This is a genomic window from Armatimonas rosea, assembly GCF_014202505.1.
Taxonomy (GTDB): domain Bacteria; phylum Armatimonadota; class Armatimonadia; order Armatimonadales; family Armatimonadaceae; genus Armatimonas; species Armatimonas rosea.
Map to the genome: position 1 here is coordinate 1,504,638 of NZ_JACHGW010000002.1, position 16,470 is coordinate 1,521,107.

Genomic DNA, 16,470 nt, shown 5'->3' on the forward strand with positions numbered 1-16,470 from the left:
ATATGCAGCTCAGTATTCAAGCCCGTGGCCTGGTCAAAGACTACGGCAAGCAGCGCGCGGTCGATGGCATCGACCTCGATGTGGCGGAGGGGGAGTTCTTTGGGTTTCTCGGCCCCAACGGCGCGGGAAAGTCCACGACCATCAAGATGCTCACGGGGATGCTCCGTCCCACCCAGGGCCAGGTGCTGGTCGCGGGCTACGACATGGCGAGCCAGCCCCTTGATGTCAAGCGCGTGATTGGGATCTTGCCCGAGGAAACCAGCCTCTACGAGCGGCTGACGGCGCGGGAGATGCTGCTCTTTGCGGGGCAGATGTACGGCCTGAGCCGCACCGAGACCGAGGAGCGCACGCGCGATCTTCTGGGCGTGATGGAGCTTGCGAGCGACTCCGACAAGCTGATCGTGGACTTCTCGATGGGGATGAAGAAGAAAGTGGCGCTGGCGGCAGCGCTGATCCACCGACCCCGCGTTCTCTTCCTGGACGAGCCCTTCAATGGGATCGACCCCATCTCCGTCCGCGCCATCCGCGATGTCCTCAAGGCCCTCACCGAGCACGGCACGACGATCTTTTTTACCTCGCATGTCATGGAGGTAGTCGAGCGGCTCTGTACCCGGATCGCCATCATCCAGAAGGGCAAGCTCGTGGGCCAGGGGACGATCGCGGAGCTACGGGAGCAGGCGGGCGAGGACGGTGCTCTGGAGGATGTCTTCCTCAAGCTGGTCTCCGCCGAGGCGACCCACACCGAGAACCTGACGTGGCTCTAAAGCGGCTGCTCTGGCTCCGCTGGCGGCTGACACTGCGCGGCTTTACCCGCAACAAGAGCTCGCTGGTGGGCTCGATTATCGGGCTGGTGGTTCTGGGCCCCTATGCTCTGGCGCTCGCGGGGGGGCTGGGCTATGGCCTCGTCAAGCTCGACCTGACCCTGGGAGAGGACGCGCTCCGGGCGGCGTTGCTCTTGCTGGCGGGGATCTGGGTGGTGGGGCCGCTGCTAGGCTTCCAGCCCAACGAGGCACAGGACATCACGCGGCTGTTTGTCTATCCCGTGCCGGTCCGAACGCTCTTTCTCGGGGCGATCCTGGGCTGCTTCCTGGAGCTCACGACCCTCTTTCTCCTCCCAACCCTCCTGGCCACGGTGGTCGGAGCGGCATTTCACGGGGTGGGGGCGGCCCTTGTCGCGGTGACTGCCGTGTCGTTCTTTCTATTCCAGACCCTGGCGGCGAGCCAGGCGGTCACGCTGGCGCTTCAGGGCGTCCTGCGGAGCCGGAAGTGGCGCGATGTGGTCTTGTTGGTCGTGCCCCTCTTCTGGATCACCTGGCAGGTGGGGGTTCAGACCCTGAGCCGCGATGCGGTCAAGACCGACTGGCGTGCCTTTCTCGCCAGCCCCCTCTGGGACGGGCTGAATTTCTTGCCATCGGGGCTGGCGGCGCGTGCGGTGGGGGCGGGAATGAAGGGGCTCTGGCCGCTGGCAATCGCCTATCTCGGGGCGCTGGGGCTGGTGACCGTGGCGACTCTCTCCCTCTCGGGGTGGCTGGTGGGCAAGGCCTACCAGGGGGAGGCGGTCGGGGTTCCTGCACCGACAGGCACCCGGAAAAAGGCACAAGGTAGCACACGGCGGCGCCTGGGGCGTGCCCGGGGCATTCTGGGGGCGATTGTCCAGAAAGAGTGGGCGATCTTCACCCGCGATCCCTACTTCCGGCTCCTGGTGATGAACTATCTCACGATGCTGGTGATCGGGGCCTTCTCCGCCCTCAGCCGGGGACGAGGGAGCGAGGGAGTCAGCTCGACCATCGCGCTGTGGGTGGCGACATCGCTGGGGCTGGTGCAGCAGACCCGGCTCTCCTACAATATCTTCGGGGCCGAGGCAAACGCCGCGAGCCTGCTCTTTGCCTACCCTCTTCGTCGGCGCGTGCTACTTCTGGGAAAGAACCTGGCCAATCTCTCGGCGATCCTCCCGCTCAACCTGCTGGCAACGGTGGGGCTCTGCGCCGCACTCCACCGCCCCGACATGCTAATCGTGCTGGTTCCCTGGATGCTCTGCGCCTCGGTGGTGATGACCGCAGTGGGGAATGCTGTCTCGGTGATGCTCCCACAGAGGGTCAATCCCAACGGGCTCCGCACGCGTGGTGCCAGTGGCGGCGAGGGGTTCCTCCAGTTTGGGATCACCCTTGCGGCACTCGTGCTCTATGTCCCGGTCTTGGCCGCTGTTCTCGTGCCGACCCTCTGGATCGAGAGCACCTGGCTCTGGCTGACAGTGCCGCTCGCCCTGTGCTACACGGGCGGGCTCTACGCACTCTCGCTCCGCCTGACCGAGGGCTGGCTGCTGGAGCGTGAGCCGCAGATCATCGCCCGGGTCGCCCGCCCCGAGAGCTAGTGGGAGAGGGCCTCCTGGCTCCGCTGGATCCGCTCCTGCAGGTCCGCGTGCAGAGAGTTTATGGTGAGCTGGTACTCCTGGCGCAGCCAGACAAGCTCCTGGAAGAGCCGCTGTGCTTGTGCGGGCTGTCCCTGATCGAGCAGAATCTCCGTCAGGCCGACAAGCGCAGCGGCCTCACCGCGCCTGTCTCCTAGCGCGGTAAAGTGCTGGAGGGCCTCCTGGTAGGCGGCCTCGGCGCGCGGCAGATCACGGCGCCGCTGCTCCAGTGAGCCACGGTTGATGAGGACGGTCGCAATTCCTGCACTATCCCCCAGCGCTTGACGCAGAGCAAGGGCTTCGTCGATCAGGCGCTCGGCTTCCTCCAGCTCACCCTGTTGCATCGTGATAATACTCAGGTTGTTGAGGGTGACCCCAATACCGCGTGGCTGGTTGAGGGCTCGCCAGAGAGCAAGAGCCTCTTCGAGCCCCTGGCGGGCCGCCACGAGCTCTCCCCGCTCAAGCGCCATGCCTGCTTGGTTGCTGAGAATCCTCGCCTGGGTGAGGATATCGTCCGCCTCCCGAAAGTAGGTAAGCGCCTCGCGAAAGTAGCTCTGGGCGGTCTCATAGTCGGCACTCATTGCGCAGAGGACCCCGACGTTTTCCTGCAGCTCTGCGCGCTCCGCTGTGGCCGTGAGGTGGCTTAGGATGCCTTCCAGGAGAGGACGTCCCCCCGTACGGTGGTACCAGTAGAGCCGCAGTGCCCGTGCCCAGCGCAAGGCTCCCGCCGTGTCCCCGAGGGCAAGCAAGGTTTCTAGAGCCACACGCAGGTTGGCTTGTTCGGTGTCGAGCGTGGTCAGCCCTGTGGTGGTGTTGGTGTGTTGTGTCGCCAGCTCGACAAAGAACTGCGCGTGTGCACGCAGGGCATCGGCATGCTCCTGCTCGGAGAGGCTCGTGAGAGCAAGCTCACGGAGGGTCTCCAGCTGGGAGTAGCGGCCGTCGTGGGAGCGGATCAGCGAGCTGTCTTCCAGTGTCTCCAAGAGCGTGAGGGTGGCGAGCGGATCGGGGAGGCCACAGACAGCCTGTGCGGCCTCCAGGCTCCAGCCGCCCCGGAAGACACCGAGCCGCCGGAAGCCCGTGCGGTGCTGGTCGCTGAGGAGTCCCAGGCTACTCTCGACAATGCGGGTGAGGCTCTGGTGCCGAGGAGTCTCGCCTTCGGTGCGTCGTGCCAGCAGCGGTAGGCGCGTGCGCTGGACCTGCGCTAGGAGCGCCTCCGGAGTCAGGCTCCGCAGGTGCGCGGCGAGTAGCTCCAGCGCCAGCGGCAACCCCTCGGCCTGCTGGCAGAGAGCGACAACGACCTCCGCGTTCTCTTCCGTGAGGGCAAAGCGAGGGCGTAGCGCACTCGCACGCTCGACAAAGAGCTGGACACTGGCAAACTCGCTTAGCCGCTCCGGTGAGCCACGGTGCTGGGGGAGCTCCAGGGGCTCCAGTGGAAAGAGCACCTCGCCGGTGAGCCCCAGTGCCCGCCGTGAGGTGACCAGGCAGCGGACATGAGGCCGTTGCTCCAGCTCGGTGCGCAAGATGCGAGTTGCCTCTGCCCCAACCAGCTGCTCACAGTTGTCCAGGACCAGCAAGGTGTCTTCGGGGGAGTGTGGTAGGAGCCCTTCGAGTGTCTCTGGGAGCCGTGTGAGCTCCTGCCACTCCGCGAGCTCGAGAAAGCGTGCCGAGGAATGCGCCCGTGCGACCTCCAGCGCGAGGCGGGTCTTGCCGATCCCCCCCAGCCCGGTCACGGTCACGAGGCGGTGTGCCTGCAGGAGCTTGGTGAGTGTCTCCCGCTCCCGCTCGCGGCCCCGGAGTGCGGTGAGGGGAGTGGGGATTTGGGGGAGCGACTCGGCTGCGGTCGCGGTGGGAGCCGGAGTGGCGCTCTGGAGGGCTTGCCAGTGCGCCTGGGTCTGGGGGGACGGCTCCCCGAGGCGGCTCTCGAGGAGCAGGCGCCGGAACCGATGGTAGAGCTGCTGGGCCTCGGCGCGATTGCCTTGTTGGGTCAGTGTCGTGAGCTGGAGCCGGAGGAGCGACTCGCGCAGGGGATCGGTGGCGCGGAGCCGCTCTAGGAGCTCCAGAGCCTGGCTGGGGGGAAGCTGCGCCGCACGTGCCTCGCCCTGCGCCAAGAAGCTCTCTGCCAGCACGCGCCGCTCGGTCTCGACCCACTCCAGTGGGCAGCCGGGCAGCAGCTCGCCGCCGTAGCGCTCCAGAGCCCCCGCCTGGAACGCCAGCACATCGGCGTCGTCTGGGCTCAGCTGGAGCGTGATGGTCTGCGGGGTGGGGGTGGTCAGGCGCTCGGCGGCGGGGCCTAGCGCATGGCGCAGGTCCGTGAGCGTGCGGCGCAGGTTGGCCCGGCCCTGCTCCGGGCTACTCTCAGGCCAGAGGATGCCGGCGAGCCAGTCGCGCTCCAGGCTCTTGTTGGCATGGAGGGTCAGAACTCCCAGGAGCCAGAGCCCACTTTTCCCACGCAACGACGGCAGAGGGGCTCCCGCCACCGAAATCTCAACACGGCCCAACAGCTGAATCCGCAACACTGCTCCCTTATTGCCCCTTCGTCCCCGTATTTCCTGCTTTTCGTCCACACTCTCGTCCACACGGTGCCGGTAGAGTGCCTGCATGGAACGACGAACTTTCTTACTACTGACGGTGGGGACACTCTGCTCCGCAGCAGTGGCACAGCCACAGGCCCGGCGCGCTCAGCCCCCAAGCACCTACCGGTTCACGCCCACCCTCGTCACGTCCCTCAAGCTCAAGGACCCCACCACCCATAGCTCTCCGACTCGGGTACAGGAGTGGATTGTCGGAAAGCTCGATACCACTGTGACCTTCAATCCCGCGATCTTCAAGGCACTCCAGCCCGACGCCGACCTACGGCCACTGATCGCCTCCTATGGCCTGCCCATCAAGGCCCAGGGGGCGCGTGGGACCTGCTCGGTGTTTGCCATGACGTTCTTGCTAGAGTACAACTGGGCCTCTTGGGGCGAGAAAAACAAGACCGCGCTCAGCGAGGAGTACCTCAACTGGGCCACCAATAAGGCCACCAACAACCAGAACGACGGCGACTTTTTCAAGAATATCGCCGCGGGCTTCAAGAGCTACGGGGTCGGCGATGCTGCACTGGCTCCCTACCAGAGTGCCTTCAATCCGGGCTGGCAGCCCACGAAGTCCGCGATCGACGGTGGCACCTACCGCTCGCTGGAGCAGAAGTTCTGGGTTGTCTTCGACGATGGGGTGATGGGCAAGAGTCAGGAGGAGCTCGATAAGGTCTGTCACTTGCTGGATAACAAGATTCCTGTCGCCATCGGCCAGGCCTGGCCCAACACAAAGCAAGGCGCGACCTACACCTTTGGCAGTGCCCTCGGCCTGAACTTCCTGAACGACTTCACCGGTCCCAAGGGAGGACACTCGATGGTGGCCGTGGGCTACAAGCGCTCGAAAGAGTACCCTGGCGGTGGCTACCTGATCTTCCGCAACAGCTGGGGCACGGGCTCCGGCTACGAGGGCTACTGGCTCCTGAGCTTCAACTATGTCCGCAAGTACGCCTACGATGCCTATGCCGCCGCCTGGGATGGCATTAAGTAGGGAGGGGAGGTAGTAAGATGGCTAAGTTTTCGCTTGTATCGCACGCTGCGCTCACGCTTCTGAGCGTGACAACACTGGCACTTTTCCCTAGGCTTTCCCACGCACAGGTCAGCTTCACTGGCCTCGGGGACCTGCCGGGGGGAAGCACCCAGAGTGTCGGGTACAGTCTCTCGGGGGATGGGACTATCGCCTCGGGGAGGAGCCAGTCGGGCAACAACGAGGCCTTTCGCTGGACCAGCGCGACCGGAATGGTGGGACTCGGCTACTTGGCGGGAGGCGGCAATAGCTTCAGCGCCGGGTTTGCTCTCTCCCAAGACGGCACGACCCTTGTCGGGAACTCCGACAGTGCGGCGGGCTTCCAGGCCTTTCGCCACACGCTCGGTGGGGGCATGGTGGGCCTCGGGTTCCAGCCCGGCGGGACCAATAGCAGCGCCTTGGGTGTCTCCAGCGATGGGAGTGTCGTGGTCGGGGTGGGGAGCTCGTTTGAAGGGAAGCAGGCCTTTCGCTGGACTGCGGGCGGTGGAATGATCGGGCTGGGGGACCTGGCAGGGGGGCTGTTTAGTAGCCAGGCCAACGATGTCAGCGCCGATGGTAGTGTCGTGGTCGGAGCAGGCGATGGCGCAAGTGGCAAGGAGGCCTTTCGCTGGACTGCCGGGGGCGGAATGGTGGGCTTGGGCACCCTGCCGGGCGGAAGCGGCTTTGGGAGCGAGGCCAGCGGGGTCTCCAGCGATGGCAGTGTGGTCGTGGGCTACACGGACTCCGCCGCTGGCCAGCAGGCCTTTCGCTGGACCAGTGGCACGGGGATGGTGGCGCTCGGGATGCCCGTAGGCGGCGGAGTGAGCAATGCGCTCGATGTCTCCGGCGATGGGGCGCTCGTGGTGGGGGCCTACCAGACCCTAGGGGGGCAGCGTGGCTTTGTCTGGACCGCCGCCACGGGCACCCAAGATATCTTCACTCTCCTCTCCACCGCGGGGGCGAACCTGACGGGCTGGAGTGCCCTGACGGATGTCTATGGCATCTCCGCCGATGGCACGACTATCGTGGGCACGGGTGTCCACAATGGCAACGTCGAGGCCTACATCGCCCGAGATAGCAATAAGTGGGGCCTGGCAAGCGTCTCCTCCGCCCCCGAGCCCACCACGGTCGCCTTTTTGCTTCTTGGGGGGACGCTCATTCTTCTCAAACAAAGGAAACAACCATGAATACAACCACAAAGATCTTTCTCGGCCTTGGCCTTTTTCTCGTCGGCGGCCTTCTGGCGGCGGGACAGCCCCAAGCGGGAAACAAGCTCGATGTCGATACCTGCAAGGCAATCACCGGGAAGACCTACCAGGCCTATAGCTCCGGTAAGTTCGATGACTTCCCCGATGCCGCAAGCGCGATGCTTCTCAAGGTGGACGGTGCCGGGAAGGGGAAGGCACGTGCGTTTAGCGGCTACGACCCCAAGACCACGGCGGCGCTCCAGCAGGAGCTCTCCACAACCTGCGGCACGCTCCCCGAGGGCAAGAGCTACCTGAAGTTCACGGTCGGTAATGGGGTGGATGCAGGCACTGCCTATATCTGGTCATACAACAACGGCGAGCGTGTCTGGGCCGAGAGCGCCATGCCGGGCCGTCCGATGAAGGGCTGGATGCTCCAAGTGCCCGCCGCCCCTGTCGGGCGGAAATAGGTGTGCGCTGCGGGTACACTCTCTAGCATGGCACGAATTGAACATGCAAAGACGCAGAACCCGCAGGTCGCGACCCTGACCTTCTGGGGGGGCGTGGGGACGGTCACCGGCTCAAAGTACCTGATCGAGACCAAGAACAGTCGCGTTCTGATCGACTGTGGGCTCTTTCAGGGGCTCAAGGAGCTCCGTGACCGCAACTGGCAAGCACCGCCCTTCGATCCGACCACGATCGATGCGGTGGTGCTCACCCACGCCCACACCGACCACGTGGGCTACCTTCCCGCACTGGTCAAGAACGGCTTCAAGGGCGAGGTCTACTGCACCCGCGCCACCGCCGAGCTCGCGCGGATTATCTTGGAGGACTCCGCCGAGCTGCAAGAAGAGGAGGCCGACTGGCGCAACAAGAAGGGCCTCACCGACCACCATCCCGCGCTCCCGCTCTACGACCGCAACGATGTCCGCAAGACACTCAAACTCTTTCGGCCCCAGAAAGGTGGCACCGAGGGCTTCCAGGCAGCCAGCGATATTCGGGTCCAGTGGTGGCCCGCCGGCCACATGCTCGGGGCGCGCTCGCTTCGGGTGGAGGTGAGCGGCGCGGGCGCGCAGGGCCAGCAGCGGAGCATTCTCTTCTCCGGGGACGTCGGCCGCTGGGACCAGCCGGTTCTCAAGGACCCCGTGACCCCACCGCCCGCCGACTACGTGCTGGTCGAGTCCACCTACGGCGACCGGCTCCACGAGGACGAAGACCCGCGTGCGGCGCTGGCGGAGGTGATCCGCGATGCCCACGCCCGCAACGCTCCCGTGCTGATCCCCGCCTTCTCCGTGGGGCGCACCCAAGACATCCTCTACCATATCCGGGAGCTTGAAGACGCCGGTGAGATCCCGATTATCCCTGTCCGCGCCGACTCGCCGATGGCTGCAGAGGCAACTCAGGTCTACCTCAAGATGATCGAGGAGCACGACGACGACACCCGGGAGATTACGCAACGAAAGCGCAACCCGCTCCGCACCAAGTCGATGGGGTTCTCATCGAGCCGTGAGGAGTCCAAGCGCATCAATGAGGAGACCGGTGCCCGCGTGATTGTCTCGGCAGGGGGCATGATGACGGGAGGGCGCATCCTCCACCACGCACGTCTGCTGGTTCCCAACCCGGAGGCCACTCTCTGCTTTGTCGGGTTCCAGGCCGCGGGCACGACCGGACGGCGCATCCTAGACGGCGAGCCGGAGATTAAGATCTTCAAGGAGGCGATCCCAGTGCGCTGCCGCATCAAGAAGATCGGGGGCTTCTCCGGCCACGCCGACTACCGCGAGCTACTTAACTGGCTAGAGCCCCTCGCCAAGGTCGCCCCGCGCCAGGTCTATATCACCCACGGCGAGCCCGAAGCCGCCCTCGCGATGCAAGGGCATATTCAAGAGCGCTTCGGCTGGAACGTGAGTGTCCCCGCCTACGGCGACGTGATCGAGCTACGTTAGCACCTACCCGTACGTGGGCTTCTGGGGCCAGCCTTCGGGCGAGTCCTCGAAGTCCTCTTGCCGGCCGTAGGGCGTGACATCCAAGAGCGCGTAGGTGTGAACCAGGTTCTCCACACCACGGGCATAGGTGGAGTAGGTATGGTAGACCTCGTCGCCGAGCTGGAAGAAGACACTCAGCCCCGAGGCCTCGCCCTGCTCGCGGGTGACATCAAAATCGTAGTTGAACTCGCTCTCAAACGACGAGTACCAGGGGATGCTCCAGCCGCGCTCTTGCTTCCAGGTGTCGAGCTTGGCGAGCGGGGCGCGGGAGACAAGGACAAAGCGGGTATCGCGCTCGTCGAGCAGCGAGAGGTCCGCGATGGCGTCTACGAAGCCCGTGCAGCCAGGGCAGCCTCTTTCCCAGTCTGGGCCGTACATGAAGTGGTAGACAATCAGCTGGCGCTTGCCCGCAAAGAGGTCGAGGAACTGCTGCTTGCCCTCGGGGCCGTCGAAGACATACGCTTTGTCCAGCTTGACCATAGGAAGCCGCCGCCGCGCCGCTGCGAGGCGATCTCCCTCGCGGGTGTGGGCTTTCTCTTGAAGCAAGAGCGCCTCGCGCTCGGCAGCCCACTGCTCACGGGAGACAATGGGGGGATGGGGGATCTGATTCTCACTCATGGCTTGACGACTCCGTGGCGCGCCGTCAAGCCGGAAAGGGGGAGTGCGAATTTAGCAGACTTTCTCTACGGAGCGATATGATAGCAACACATGTCTAATAAATTTCATGAAAATACAAACGACGAGAGCGCGGTTCTGGTCGCGCTGGAGACCGACGAGAGCCAGGATAGCCTGGACGTTCGGCTGGAGGAGCTGGCAGAGCTAGCCAGCACCGCTGGGATCAAGGTTCTCGATACGTTTGGCCAGCGCAAGCGCAACCCCGACCCCGCGTTTCTGATCGGGCACGGCAAGGCCGATGAGCTCTACACGGTGGTGGCTGACCTAGAGCCGACCGTTGTGATCTTCGACAACGAGCTCACCCCGACCCAGCAGCGCAACCTGGAGCTGACCCTCAAGACCCGTGTCATGGACCGGACCCAGCTCATTCTCGATATCTTCGCCCAGCGCGCCCGCACCCGTGAGGGCAACCTCCAGGTCGAGCTGGCCCAGCTGACCTACTCCCTGCCGCGTGTCGGGCTGCTCTACACCAAGTTCGAGCGCCAGCAGGGCGGAATCGGGGTGCGTGGCGGTGGCGGTGAGAGCAAGGTCGAGCTGGACAAGCGCAAGATTCGCGAGCGGATCGCCGAGCTGACCAAGGAGCTGGAGGAGGTCAAGAAGACCCGCCGCCAGCAGCGCAGCGCCCGGCGCAAGCTACCGTTCCCATCGGCCGCCTTGGTAGGGTACACGTCGGCGGGCAAGTCGACCATCCTCAACCTGCTCTCGGGCTCCGAGGTGCTGGCCGATAAGATGCTCTTCTCCACCCTGGACCCCACCACCCGTCGCGTGAGCCTCCCCGATGGCCGGGGGATTCTGCTGACCGACACCGTGGGCTTTATCCGGAGCCTGCCGCATGACCTGGTCGCGGCGTTTCGAGCGACTCTGGAGGAGACGATCGAGGCGGACTTTCTGCTACACATTGTCGATGTCAGTAGCCCCGAGGCCGACCGCCACCGCGACACGGTCCTAGAGACTCTGGAGTCGCTCGGAGCGCACGATAAGCCGATCCTGACGGTCTTCAACAAGAGCGATCTGGTCGAGGACCAGGCAGTGCTCCATGAGCTGGTGGCCCAGACCCCCAACTCCTGCGCCATCTCAGCCGCCAAGGCCATCGGCCTCACCGATCTCATGGACCGCATCTCCGAGACCATGAAGGGCCTCGTGGAGACCATGCTTGTCGCGATTCCCTACAGCCGCTCCGAGCTGGTGGCCCAGTGCCATGAGTTTGGAGTCGTGCACTCGGTGGATTATGGCCCGGAGCATATCCTGGTCCGCGCCGATGTCGCCCATGCACTGGCGGGCAAGCTGGCAGAGTTTCAGATCGTTTGAAAAAAAAATATAGCGATGCCCTATAAAATGTTGGTTCCCTACCTATAATAAAATCAACGAGCGACAACGGAGCTATCACTGACAAAGAGTGACGACGTTGTTCAGCCCTCGCAGAGCAATCTGCGAGGGCTGTTTCGTTTTGGGGGTAGCGGGGCCTGAAAGGCCCCGCCTAGGCCGCGCTCCGCGCGAAGCGGGCCGAGCCCGCAGAGAAGTCGATTCTACGCGGCCGCGGGCCGCTTCGCCGAAGGCGGCCGGGTGCCCTTTGGGCGGGGTGGACTTTCAGGCCACTGCTGCTGTTTCGTTTTGGGGGAATCTGATACACTCCGTCATGTTCTCCCAGACCGCTGAGTATGCCCTTCGGGCGGTTGCCTACCTTGCCGAGCAGGGAGCGCCGCGGACGGTCGCGCAGATCGCGGCGGCGACCAAGGTTCCGCCCAGCTACCTCTCCAAGGTGATGCAGAGCCTCGCCCGCGCCGAGCTGGTGGCCTCGCAGCGCGGCCTCCACGGGGGCTTCCGGCTGGCGATTCCCACCACGCAGCTCTGTGTGTATGACATCATCCAGGCGGTCGATCCCATCGCGCGGATCCACTCGTGCCCGCTGGAGCTGCCCCAGCACGCTAAGGCGCTCTGCCCTCTGCACCAGCGCATGGACGATGCCTTGGCGCAGGTGGAGCTGGCCTTCCGCAAGACCACCTTCGCCGAGGTGCTGGAGACCCCCATCTTCGGCCCCGACCCCGCCGATTGAAATCGGCGTCTGCAATGGCCTTCGGCCACAAAGCCCGTGCCGGGCTAGCCTCCCCCTGGCTCGTTCCTCGCCGTCCCCCTCCGGCTTCGCGAAGGGGGGCAATTGCGGTGAGCCCGGCACGGGCTTCGCGGCGGAGGAACGACGCCACTGTTGACGCCTCATTTCATGGGGCGCTTACCCCGCGATTCCGACCAGGTGCCCTTGGGTGTGGAAGTACAGCGCGTTCTCCGAGATTGCCGGGGTCGCCATGCAGACCTCGCCCATGGGGTTCTGGGCAAGTAGCTTGAACTTGGGACCCGCCTGGACCACAAAGATCTCGCCCTCTTCGCTGGTGTAGTAGAGCTTGCCATCCGCTGAGACGGCGGAGGCGGTGAAGCCGGTGCGTCCCGTGCCCATGCGCTCCTGGTAGAGGCGCTGGCCGCTGGTGGCATCGTAGCAGCTGAGGATTCCCGCATCGTTGCAGACATAGAGGTGCTCGCCCACCACGAGCGGGGTCTGCATGTACGCCCCGCCGCGGAGCACGCCCCAGCCGAAGTGGAGGCTCCCCATGCCCTCGGGCGGGAGGATCAGCTCGCCCGTGGCGCTGGGACGGATGGCGTAGATCGGGGCCTGGCGACCGTGGGCATTGGTGATAAAGATCAGCCCCTGCCCGACAATGGGCGTCGGGACCGGAATATCGCCGCCCCCGGTGAGCTTCCAGAGCGACTTACCCGTCTTGAGGTCGTAGCCGCCGATATGCTTCCAGCCGTTGCAGACAATCTGGGGCTTGCCACCGACCGTGCAGAGAGTGGGGGTGGACCAGGTCGGCACATCGTTGCGGGGCGTGCGCCAGACATCTTTGCCCGTGGCCGGGTCGAGCGCCGCTAGGAACGAGCCCTTCTGGACATCGCACTGGACAATAATCTTATCGCCTGCAAAGATCGGGGAGCTGGCCCAGCCCCACTGCGCAGTGGCGACCATGTAGTAGCCCGAGTCCAATATCCCAAAGTCCCGCTTCCAGAGCAGCTTACCCGCTAGGTCGTAGCAGTAGAGCCCCTCGGAGCCAAAGAACGCCAGGACGCGCTTACCGTCAGTGGCCATGGTCGCGCTGGCCTGTGTGGACTTGGGGTGCCGCGCGATCTTAGGAACCCCCTTGCAGGCGGTCTGCTGCCAGAGAATCTTCCCCGTGCGCTTGTGGAGGCAGTGCACCTGCCACTGGTGCTCGGAGTCGTCGGCGACCGGCTCGATATCGCCGTAGAGCCCGACTTTCAGATTGTTGTTCTTCGGACTCACCGCCGTGGTCACAAAGACTTTATCCCCCCAGATAATCGGGCTGGAGTGCCCAAGCCCGGGGAGCGGTGTCTTGAAGAGGACATTTTTCTTCTCCTCGACATTCCAGACGGTGGGGAGCTTGCTTCCCTCAGCGATCCCGCTTGCGCCGGGACCACGAAACTGCGGCCAGTGGATCGTTGCCATGTTGCTATTCTACCCAGGTATACTCGATATATGGAAATCAAAGATACCGAGTGGCTCTCTGAGCCCAAAAACGATAGCGAGGCGGTCTCTCGTCGTACGGTGCTGACCTCTGCACTGACGGCGGGGTTTGCACTGGCTGTTCAGCCTGTCTCCGCGGAGACCATTATCACCGATACCGCGGGGCTCAAGGCGGGGATGATCAAGTTCAAGGGTGCCGATGGGGTCGAGGTGCCGGCCTACTACGCCGTGCCGGCGAAGGTGGACCCGAAGAAAAAGCCGGCGGTGGTGCTGGTGGTGCAGGAGATCTTTGGGGTGCACGAGCACATCAAGGATGTCTGCCGCCGCTTTGCCAAGCAGGGCTACTTCGCCATCGCGCCCGAGCTCTATGTCCGCGAGGGCAGTGTCTCCGACAAGCCCATGAACGAGATCTTCCCGATCGTCGGCAAGGTCCCCGATGCCCAGGTAATGACTGATCTGGATGCCGCTGTCGCCTACGCCGCCTCGACCGGAAAGGCCGACTCCAGCCGTGTGGCGATCACGGGCTTCTGCTGGGGCGGACGGATCGTCTGGCTCTACGCGGCGCACAACCCGAAGCTCAAGGCGGGCGCGGCCTGGTACGGTCGGCTTGTCGGGCAGAGCAACCCGCTCCAGCCCAAGAGCCCCACGGAGCTCGCCGCGAGCATCAAGGCACCGATCCTGGGCCTCTATGGTGCCAAAGACCGGGGAATCCCGCTCGATAGCATCGAGGGAATGCGCGCGGCGCTGAAGACCGCAGGCAATACCAAGTGCGAGATCCTTGTCTACCCCGACTCCGAGCACGGCTTCCACGCCGACTACCGCCCCAGCTACAACGAGAAAGACGCCAAGGACGGCTTTACCAAGCTCCTGGCTTGGTTTAAGAAGAACGGGGCGTAGTGTAGGTTGCCCTGTGTGATCGCCCCCGTTGGAGGGGGGCGTCTTGCTGTCGTCGCAGGCTCCGACACGAAGGCCTCCGGCCATACCGAATTATGGCCGAAGGCCTTTCTAGCGCGAAGCGCTCGTTGACGCCCCCCTCCAACGGGGGCGATAAAAAACGGGGGCGATCTACTTCACGCGCTCAAAGATCAGGATATGCTGGCGCGGAAGCGTCTGGTTGTTCTCCACAAACTTGAGGGGGAAGAGAGCCATCTCTTTCTTCACCTGTGCGACACTGAGCTTGTGCACCTCTTTGATCGGGACAGCGGGGTCCTCCTTGCGGTACTCCACAAAGACAATCCGCCCGCCGATCTTGAGTGCCTTGACCATCGCGGAGATCATCTCGTAGGGCTTGTCGAACTCGTGGTAGACATCCACCATGATCTGCAGGTCGCAGGACTTCTCCGGCAGCTTGGGATCGTCGGTCTTGCCTAGGACAACCTCGACATTGCCGATCCCGTTTTGCTTCTTCTTCTGCTCGATAATGGCCAGCATCTCCGGCTGGATATCCACGGCGAGCACTTTTCCGCCGGGCACGAGCTGCTTGGCCATCATAAAGCTTAGGTAGCCGCTCCCCGCACCGATATCGGCGACCACCATTCCGGGCTTGAGCTTGAGCGACTTCACGAGAAGCGTCGGGGCCTCTTCCTCCTCACGCTCTGGGCGGTCGAGCCAGTCGGCGCCTTCATGGCCCATGACCTGCGCGATCTCACGGCCTAGATAGAAGATTCCCGTCCCATTGGGATCGTGAAAGGCGCGGCGGATGTAGGGGGGCTTTTTCGGGGGTGTTTGCATAGGTTTCTCGCTCCATTAGCTCCAAGGTTCAGGGAAGACCGAGTGGTAGCGCGTGCTCTTGCGGGGCTCGAACTGGAGAGCCTCCACGGCATCGCGGAAGGCGAAGTAGTGCGGGGTCTGCTGGTGGGCCTTGAAGTCGTCCTCGGAGTGGTAGACCTCGTAGAGAAAGAAGCTCTCCGGCTCACCGTCGGGCACGGGCCCGGCCTGGCGCAGGACATCGAAGCGCGCACAGCCCGGCTCCTGCACCGAGCCCTCGTGGTTCTGGCGGATGAGGTCGATAAAGGCATCACTCATTCCCGGCTTGATTCGGATCGGGACACAGACAACGTACATGAGCGGATTATACCTTGTAGGGGCCATCGGGGACCGGCACGCCAAAGTCGGGTGTCCCTTCGGCGGTCCAGGAAAACGCCTGGGCACGGGTCGCGCGGTCGGGGTTGTGGAGCGGCTCGCCCTTGATCGTCTCGTAGGCACGGGCGTGGTAGACCAGGATATCCACCGTGCCATCGGGCGAGGTCGTGAAGCTATTGTGCCCCGGCCCAAACTGGCTGCTGGGGGCGTGGCTCCGAAACACAGGCTCGGGCGACTTCACCCACGAGGCCGGGTCGAGCAGGTCGGCGTCTTCGCTTGCCGTGAGGAGCCCCATGCAGTAGTTGGCATCGGTGGCGCTGGCGGAGTAGGTCAGGAAGAGGCGCCCGTTGCGGATCAGCACGGCGGGCCCTTCGTTGACATGGTGCCCGTGCCGCTCCCAGTCGAGCTCGGGGCGGGTGAGGACGATCTGTGGCCCAGTCAGTGTCCAGGGATTCTCCAGCTCTGCCAGGCAGAGCGCCGTGCCCGGTGCCGGGGGGAGGTTCTGCGCCCAGACCAGGTAGCGCCGCCCTCGGTGCGTGAAGGTGGTGGCATCGAGGGAGAAGGCATCCCACGCGGTTTCGATCCGACCGCGCTCCTGCCAAGGGCCGTCGAGGGGATTGGCCGCGGCGCACTCCAGGACATAGGGACGGATGTGCCAGATATCGTCGGTGTCACCCGCCGCGAAGTAGAGGTACCAGGTGCCGTCGATAACGTGGAGCTCCGGTGCCCAGATATGTGCGCCCTGTGGCCCGCTCGTGTGCTGGTGCCAGATCGTCACCGGCTCTGCCTCGGTTAGACCCGCGAGGCTACGGGCACGGCGTAGCTCGATCCGGTCGTAGGCGGGGACCGTGGCCGTGAGGTAGTAGTAGCCGTCGGTGTGGAGCACGATATGCGGGTCTGCCCGCTGCGCGACCAAGGGGTTGCACCACGCGAGAATGGTTTCGTCGTTCATGTCTAGAAGGATACAGTAGATCAGCCCGGACAACATAGTCGCCCGGACAACGAGTGTCCGGGCTTGAGAGGGCGACGGGCACC

At 64.3% G+C, this 16,470-nt stretch carries 15 protein-coding genes; 9 read left to right on the forward strand and 6 right to left on the reverse strand.

Annotated features, from left to right (window positions below; translation table 11 throughout):
• Positions 1-2 precede the first annotated feature (2 nt).
• A complete protein-coding gene (locus HNQ39_RS14900; protein WP_184197588.1) occupies positions 3-764 on the forward strand; it encodes an ABC transporter ATP-binding protein in 762 nt (253 codons plus the stop codon).
• A complete protein-coding gene (locus HNQ39_RS14905) occupies positions 755-2,371 on the forward strand; it encodes a hypothetical protein (RefSeq protein ID WP_184197590.1) in 1,617 nt (538 codons plus the stop codon). The genes HNQ39_RS14900 and HNQ39_RS14905 overlap by 10 nt, the downstream gene beginning before the upstream one ends.
• Here the strand turns inward: HNQ39_RS14905 and HNQ39_RS14910 are convergent.
• Positions 2,368-5,007 carry an ATP-binding protein gene (locus tag HNQ39_RS14910; RefSeq protein ID WP_184197593.1) on the reverse strand — a complete coding sequence of 880 codons (2,640 nt, stop codon included), beginning with the start codon at positions 5,005-5,007 and terminating at the stop codon, positions 2,368-2,370. The genes HNQ39_RS14905 and HNQ39_RS14910 overlap by 4 nt on opposite strands.
• Here HNQ39_RS14910 and HNQ39_RS14915 point away from each other — a divergent pair.
• From HNQ39_RS14915 to HNQ39_RS14930, 4 genes are read left to right on the forward strand one after another with little or no spacing between them, the layout of a single operon-like run.
• The gene (locus HNQ39_RS14915) at positions 5,006-5,971 is read left to right on the forward strand and encodes a C1 family peptidase (protein ID WP_184197597.1); all 966 of its coding nucleotides are present in this window, start codon (positions 5,006-5,008) and stop codon (positions 5,969-5,971) included. The genes HNQ39_RS14910 and HNQ39_RS14915 overlap by 2 nt on opposite strands.
• A 17-nt stretch (positions 5,972-5,988) precedes the next feature.
• The gene (locus HNQ39_RS14920; RefSeq protein ID WP_221290017.1) at positions 5,989-7,173 is read left to right on the forward strand and encodes a PEP-CTERM sorting domain-containing protein; all 1,185 of its coding nucleotides are present in this window, start codon (positions 5,989-5,991) and stop codon (positions 7,171-7,173) included.
• Positions 7,170-7,640, forward strand: coding sequence for a hypothetical protein (locus HNQ39_RS14925; RefSeq protein ID WP_184197600.1), 471 nt, complete (start codon positions 7,170-7,172; stop codon positions 7,638-7,640). The genes HNQ39_RS14920 and HNQ39_RS14925 overlap by 4 nt, the downstream gene beginning before the upstream one ends.
• 27 nt (positions 7,641-7,667) lie before the next feature.
• The gene (locus HNQ39_RS14930; protein WP_184197603.1) at positions 7,668-9,113 is read left to right on the forward strand and encodes an MBL fold metallo-hydrolase RNA specificity domain-containing protein; all 1,446 of its coding nucleotides are present in this window, start codon (positions 7,668-7,670) and stop codon (positions 9,111-9,113) included.
• Between the two features lie 3 nt (positions 9,114-9,116).
• On the opposite strand, the gene HNQ39_RS14935 is transcribed toward HNQ39_RS14930, so the two are convergent.
• On the reverse strand, positions 9,117-9,770 hold the full coding sequence (locus HNQ39_RS14935) for a DUF899 domain-containing protein (RefSeq protein ID WP_184197605.1): 654 nt from the start codon (positions 9,768-9,770) through the stop codon (positions 9,117-9,119).
• A 90-nt stretch (positions 9,771-9,860) separates the two neighbouring features.
• On the opposite strand from HNQ39_RS14935, the gene hflX reads away from it, so the two are divergent.
• Together hflX and HNQ39_RS14945 are read left to right on the forward strand one after the other, a co-directional pair.
• Entirely contained in the window at positions 9,861-11,135 is a 1,275-nt protein-coding gene (gene hflX / locus HNQ39_RS14940) for a GTPase HflX (RefSeq protein ID WP_184197607.1), read from the forward strand.
• Between the two features lie 328 nt (positions 11,136-11,463).
• Positions 11,464-11,880 carry an RrF2 family transcriptional regulator gene (locus HNQ39_RS14945; RefSeq protein WP_184197610.1) on the forward strand — a complete coding sequence of 139 codons (417 nt, stop codon included), beginning with the start codon at positions 11,464-11,466 and terminating at the stop codon, positions 11,878-11,880.
• A gap of 174 nt (positions 11,881-12,054) precedes the next feature.
• On the opposite strand, the gene HNQ39_RS14950 is transcribed toward HNQ39_RS14945, so the two are convergent.
• The gene (locus tag HNQ39_RS14950; RefSeq protein WP_184197613.1) at positions 12,055-13,335 is read right to left on the reverse strand and encodes a PQQ-binding-like beta-propeller repeat protein; all 1,281 of its coding nucleotides are present in this window, start codon (positions 13,333-13,335) and stop codon (positions 12,055-12,057) included.
• Positions 13,336-13,365: 30 nt separating this feature from the next.
• Between HNQ39_RS14950 and HNQ39_RS14955 the strand changes: the two genes are divergently transcribed.
• Positions 13,366-14,250 carry a dienelactone hydrolase family protein gene (locus HNQ39_RS14955; protein ID WP_184197616.1) on the forward strand — a complete coding sequence of 295 codons (885 nt, stop codon included), beginning with the start codon at positions 13,366-13,368 and terminating at the stop codon, positions 14,248-14,250.
• A gap of 168 nt (positions 14,251-14,418) precedes the next feature.
• On the opposite strand, the gene HNQ39_RS14960 is transcribed toward HNQ39_RS14955, so the two are convergent.
• The 3 genes from HNQ39_RS14960 to HNQ39_RS14970 are packed head-to-tail and all read right to left on the reverse strand — an operon-like array spanning position 14,419 to position 16,387.
• On the reverse strand, positions 14,419-15,084 hold the full coding sequence (locus HNQ39_RS14960) for a class I SAM-dependent methyltransferase (protein WP_184197619.1): 666 nt from the start codon (positions 15,082-15,084) through the stop codon (positions 14,419-14,421).
• 15 nt (positions 15,085-15,099) lie between these two features.
• Positions 15,100-15,417, reverse strand: coding sequence for an antibiotic biosynthesis monooxygenase (locus HNQ39_RS14965; RefSeq protein WP_184197622.1), 318 nt, complete (start codon positions 15,415-15,417; stop codon positions 15,100-15,102).
• A 7-nt stretch (positions 15,418-15,424) separates the two neighbouring features.
• Positions 15,425-16,387 (reverse strand): glycoside hydrolase family 43 protein, encoded by a 963-nt coding sequence (locus HNQ39_RS14970; RefSeq protein ID WP_221290019.1) that lies wholly within the window; start codon positions 16,385-16,387, stop codon positions 15,425-15,427.
• Positions 16,388-16,470: the final 83 nt, after the last annotated feature.

Excerpts from the sequence above, each read along its gene's own strand:
- HNQ39_RS14900 (WP_184197588.1), top strand. The coding sequence starts at position 3 with ATGCAGCTCAGTATTCAAGCCCGTGGCCTGGTCAAAGACTACGGCAAG.
- HNQ39_RS14915 (WP_184197597.1), top strand. The coding sequence starts at position 5,006 with ATGGAACGACGAACTTTCTTACTACTGACGGTGGGGACACTCTGCTCC.
- HNQ39_RS14910 (WP_184197593.1), bottom strand. The coding sequence starts at position 5,007 with ATGCAGGCACTCTACCGGCACCGTGTGGACGAGAGTGTGGACGAAAAG.
- HNQ39_RS14920 (WP_221290017.1), top strand. The coding sequence starts at position 5,989 with ATGGCTAAGTTTTCGCTTGTATCGCACGCTGCGCTCACGCTTCTGAGC.
- HNQ39_RS14925 (WP_184197600.1), top strand. The coding sequence starts at position 7,170 with ATGAATACAACCACAAAGATCTTTCTCGGCCTTGGCCTTTTTCTCGTC.
- HNQ39_RS14930 (WP_184197603.1), top strand. The coding sequence starts at position 7,668 with ATGGCACGAATTGAACATGCAAAGACGCAGAACCCGCAGGTCGCGACC.
- HNQ39_RS14935 (WP_184197605.1), bottom strand. The coding sequence starts at position 9,770 with ATGAGTGAGAATCAGATCCCCCATCCCCCCATTGTCTCCCGTGAGCAG.
- hflX (WP_184197607.1), top strand. The coding sequence starts at position 9,861 with ATGTCTAATAAATTTCATGAAAATACAAACGACGAGAGCGCGGTTCTG.
- HNQ39_RS14945 (WP_184197610.1), top strand. The coding sequence starts at position 11,464 with ATGTTCTCCCAGACCGCTGAGTATGCCCTTCGGGCGGTTGCCTACCTT.
- HNQ39_RS14950 (WP_184197613.1), bottom strand. The coding sequence starts at position 13,335 with ATGGCAACGATCCACTGGCCGCAGTTTCGTGGTCCCGGCGCAAGCGGG.
- HNQ39_RS14955 (WP_184197616.1), top strand. The coding sequence starts at position 13,366 with ATGGAAATCAAAGATACCGAGTGGCTCTCTGAGCCCAAAAACGATAGC.
- HNQ39_RS14960 (WP_184197619.1), bottom strand. The coding sequence starts at position 15,084 with ATGCAAACACCCCCGAAAAAGCCCCCCTACATCCGCCGCGCCTTTCAC.
- HNQ39_RS14965 (WP_184197622.1), bottom strand. The coding sequence starts at position 15,417 with ATGTACGTTGTCTGTGTCCCGATCCGAATCAAGCCGGGAATGAGTGAT.
- HNQ39_RS14970 (WP_221290019.1), bottom strand. The coding sequence starts at position 16,387 with ATGAACGACGAAACCATTCTCGCGTGGTGCAACCCCTTGGTCGCGCAG.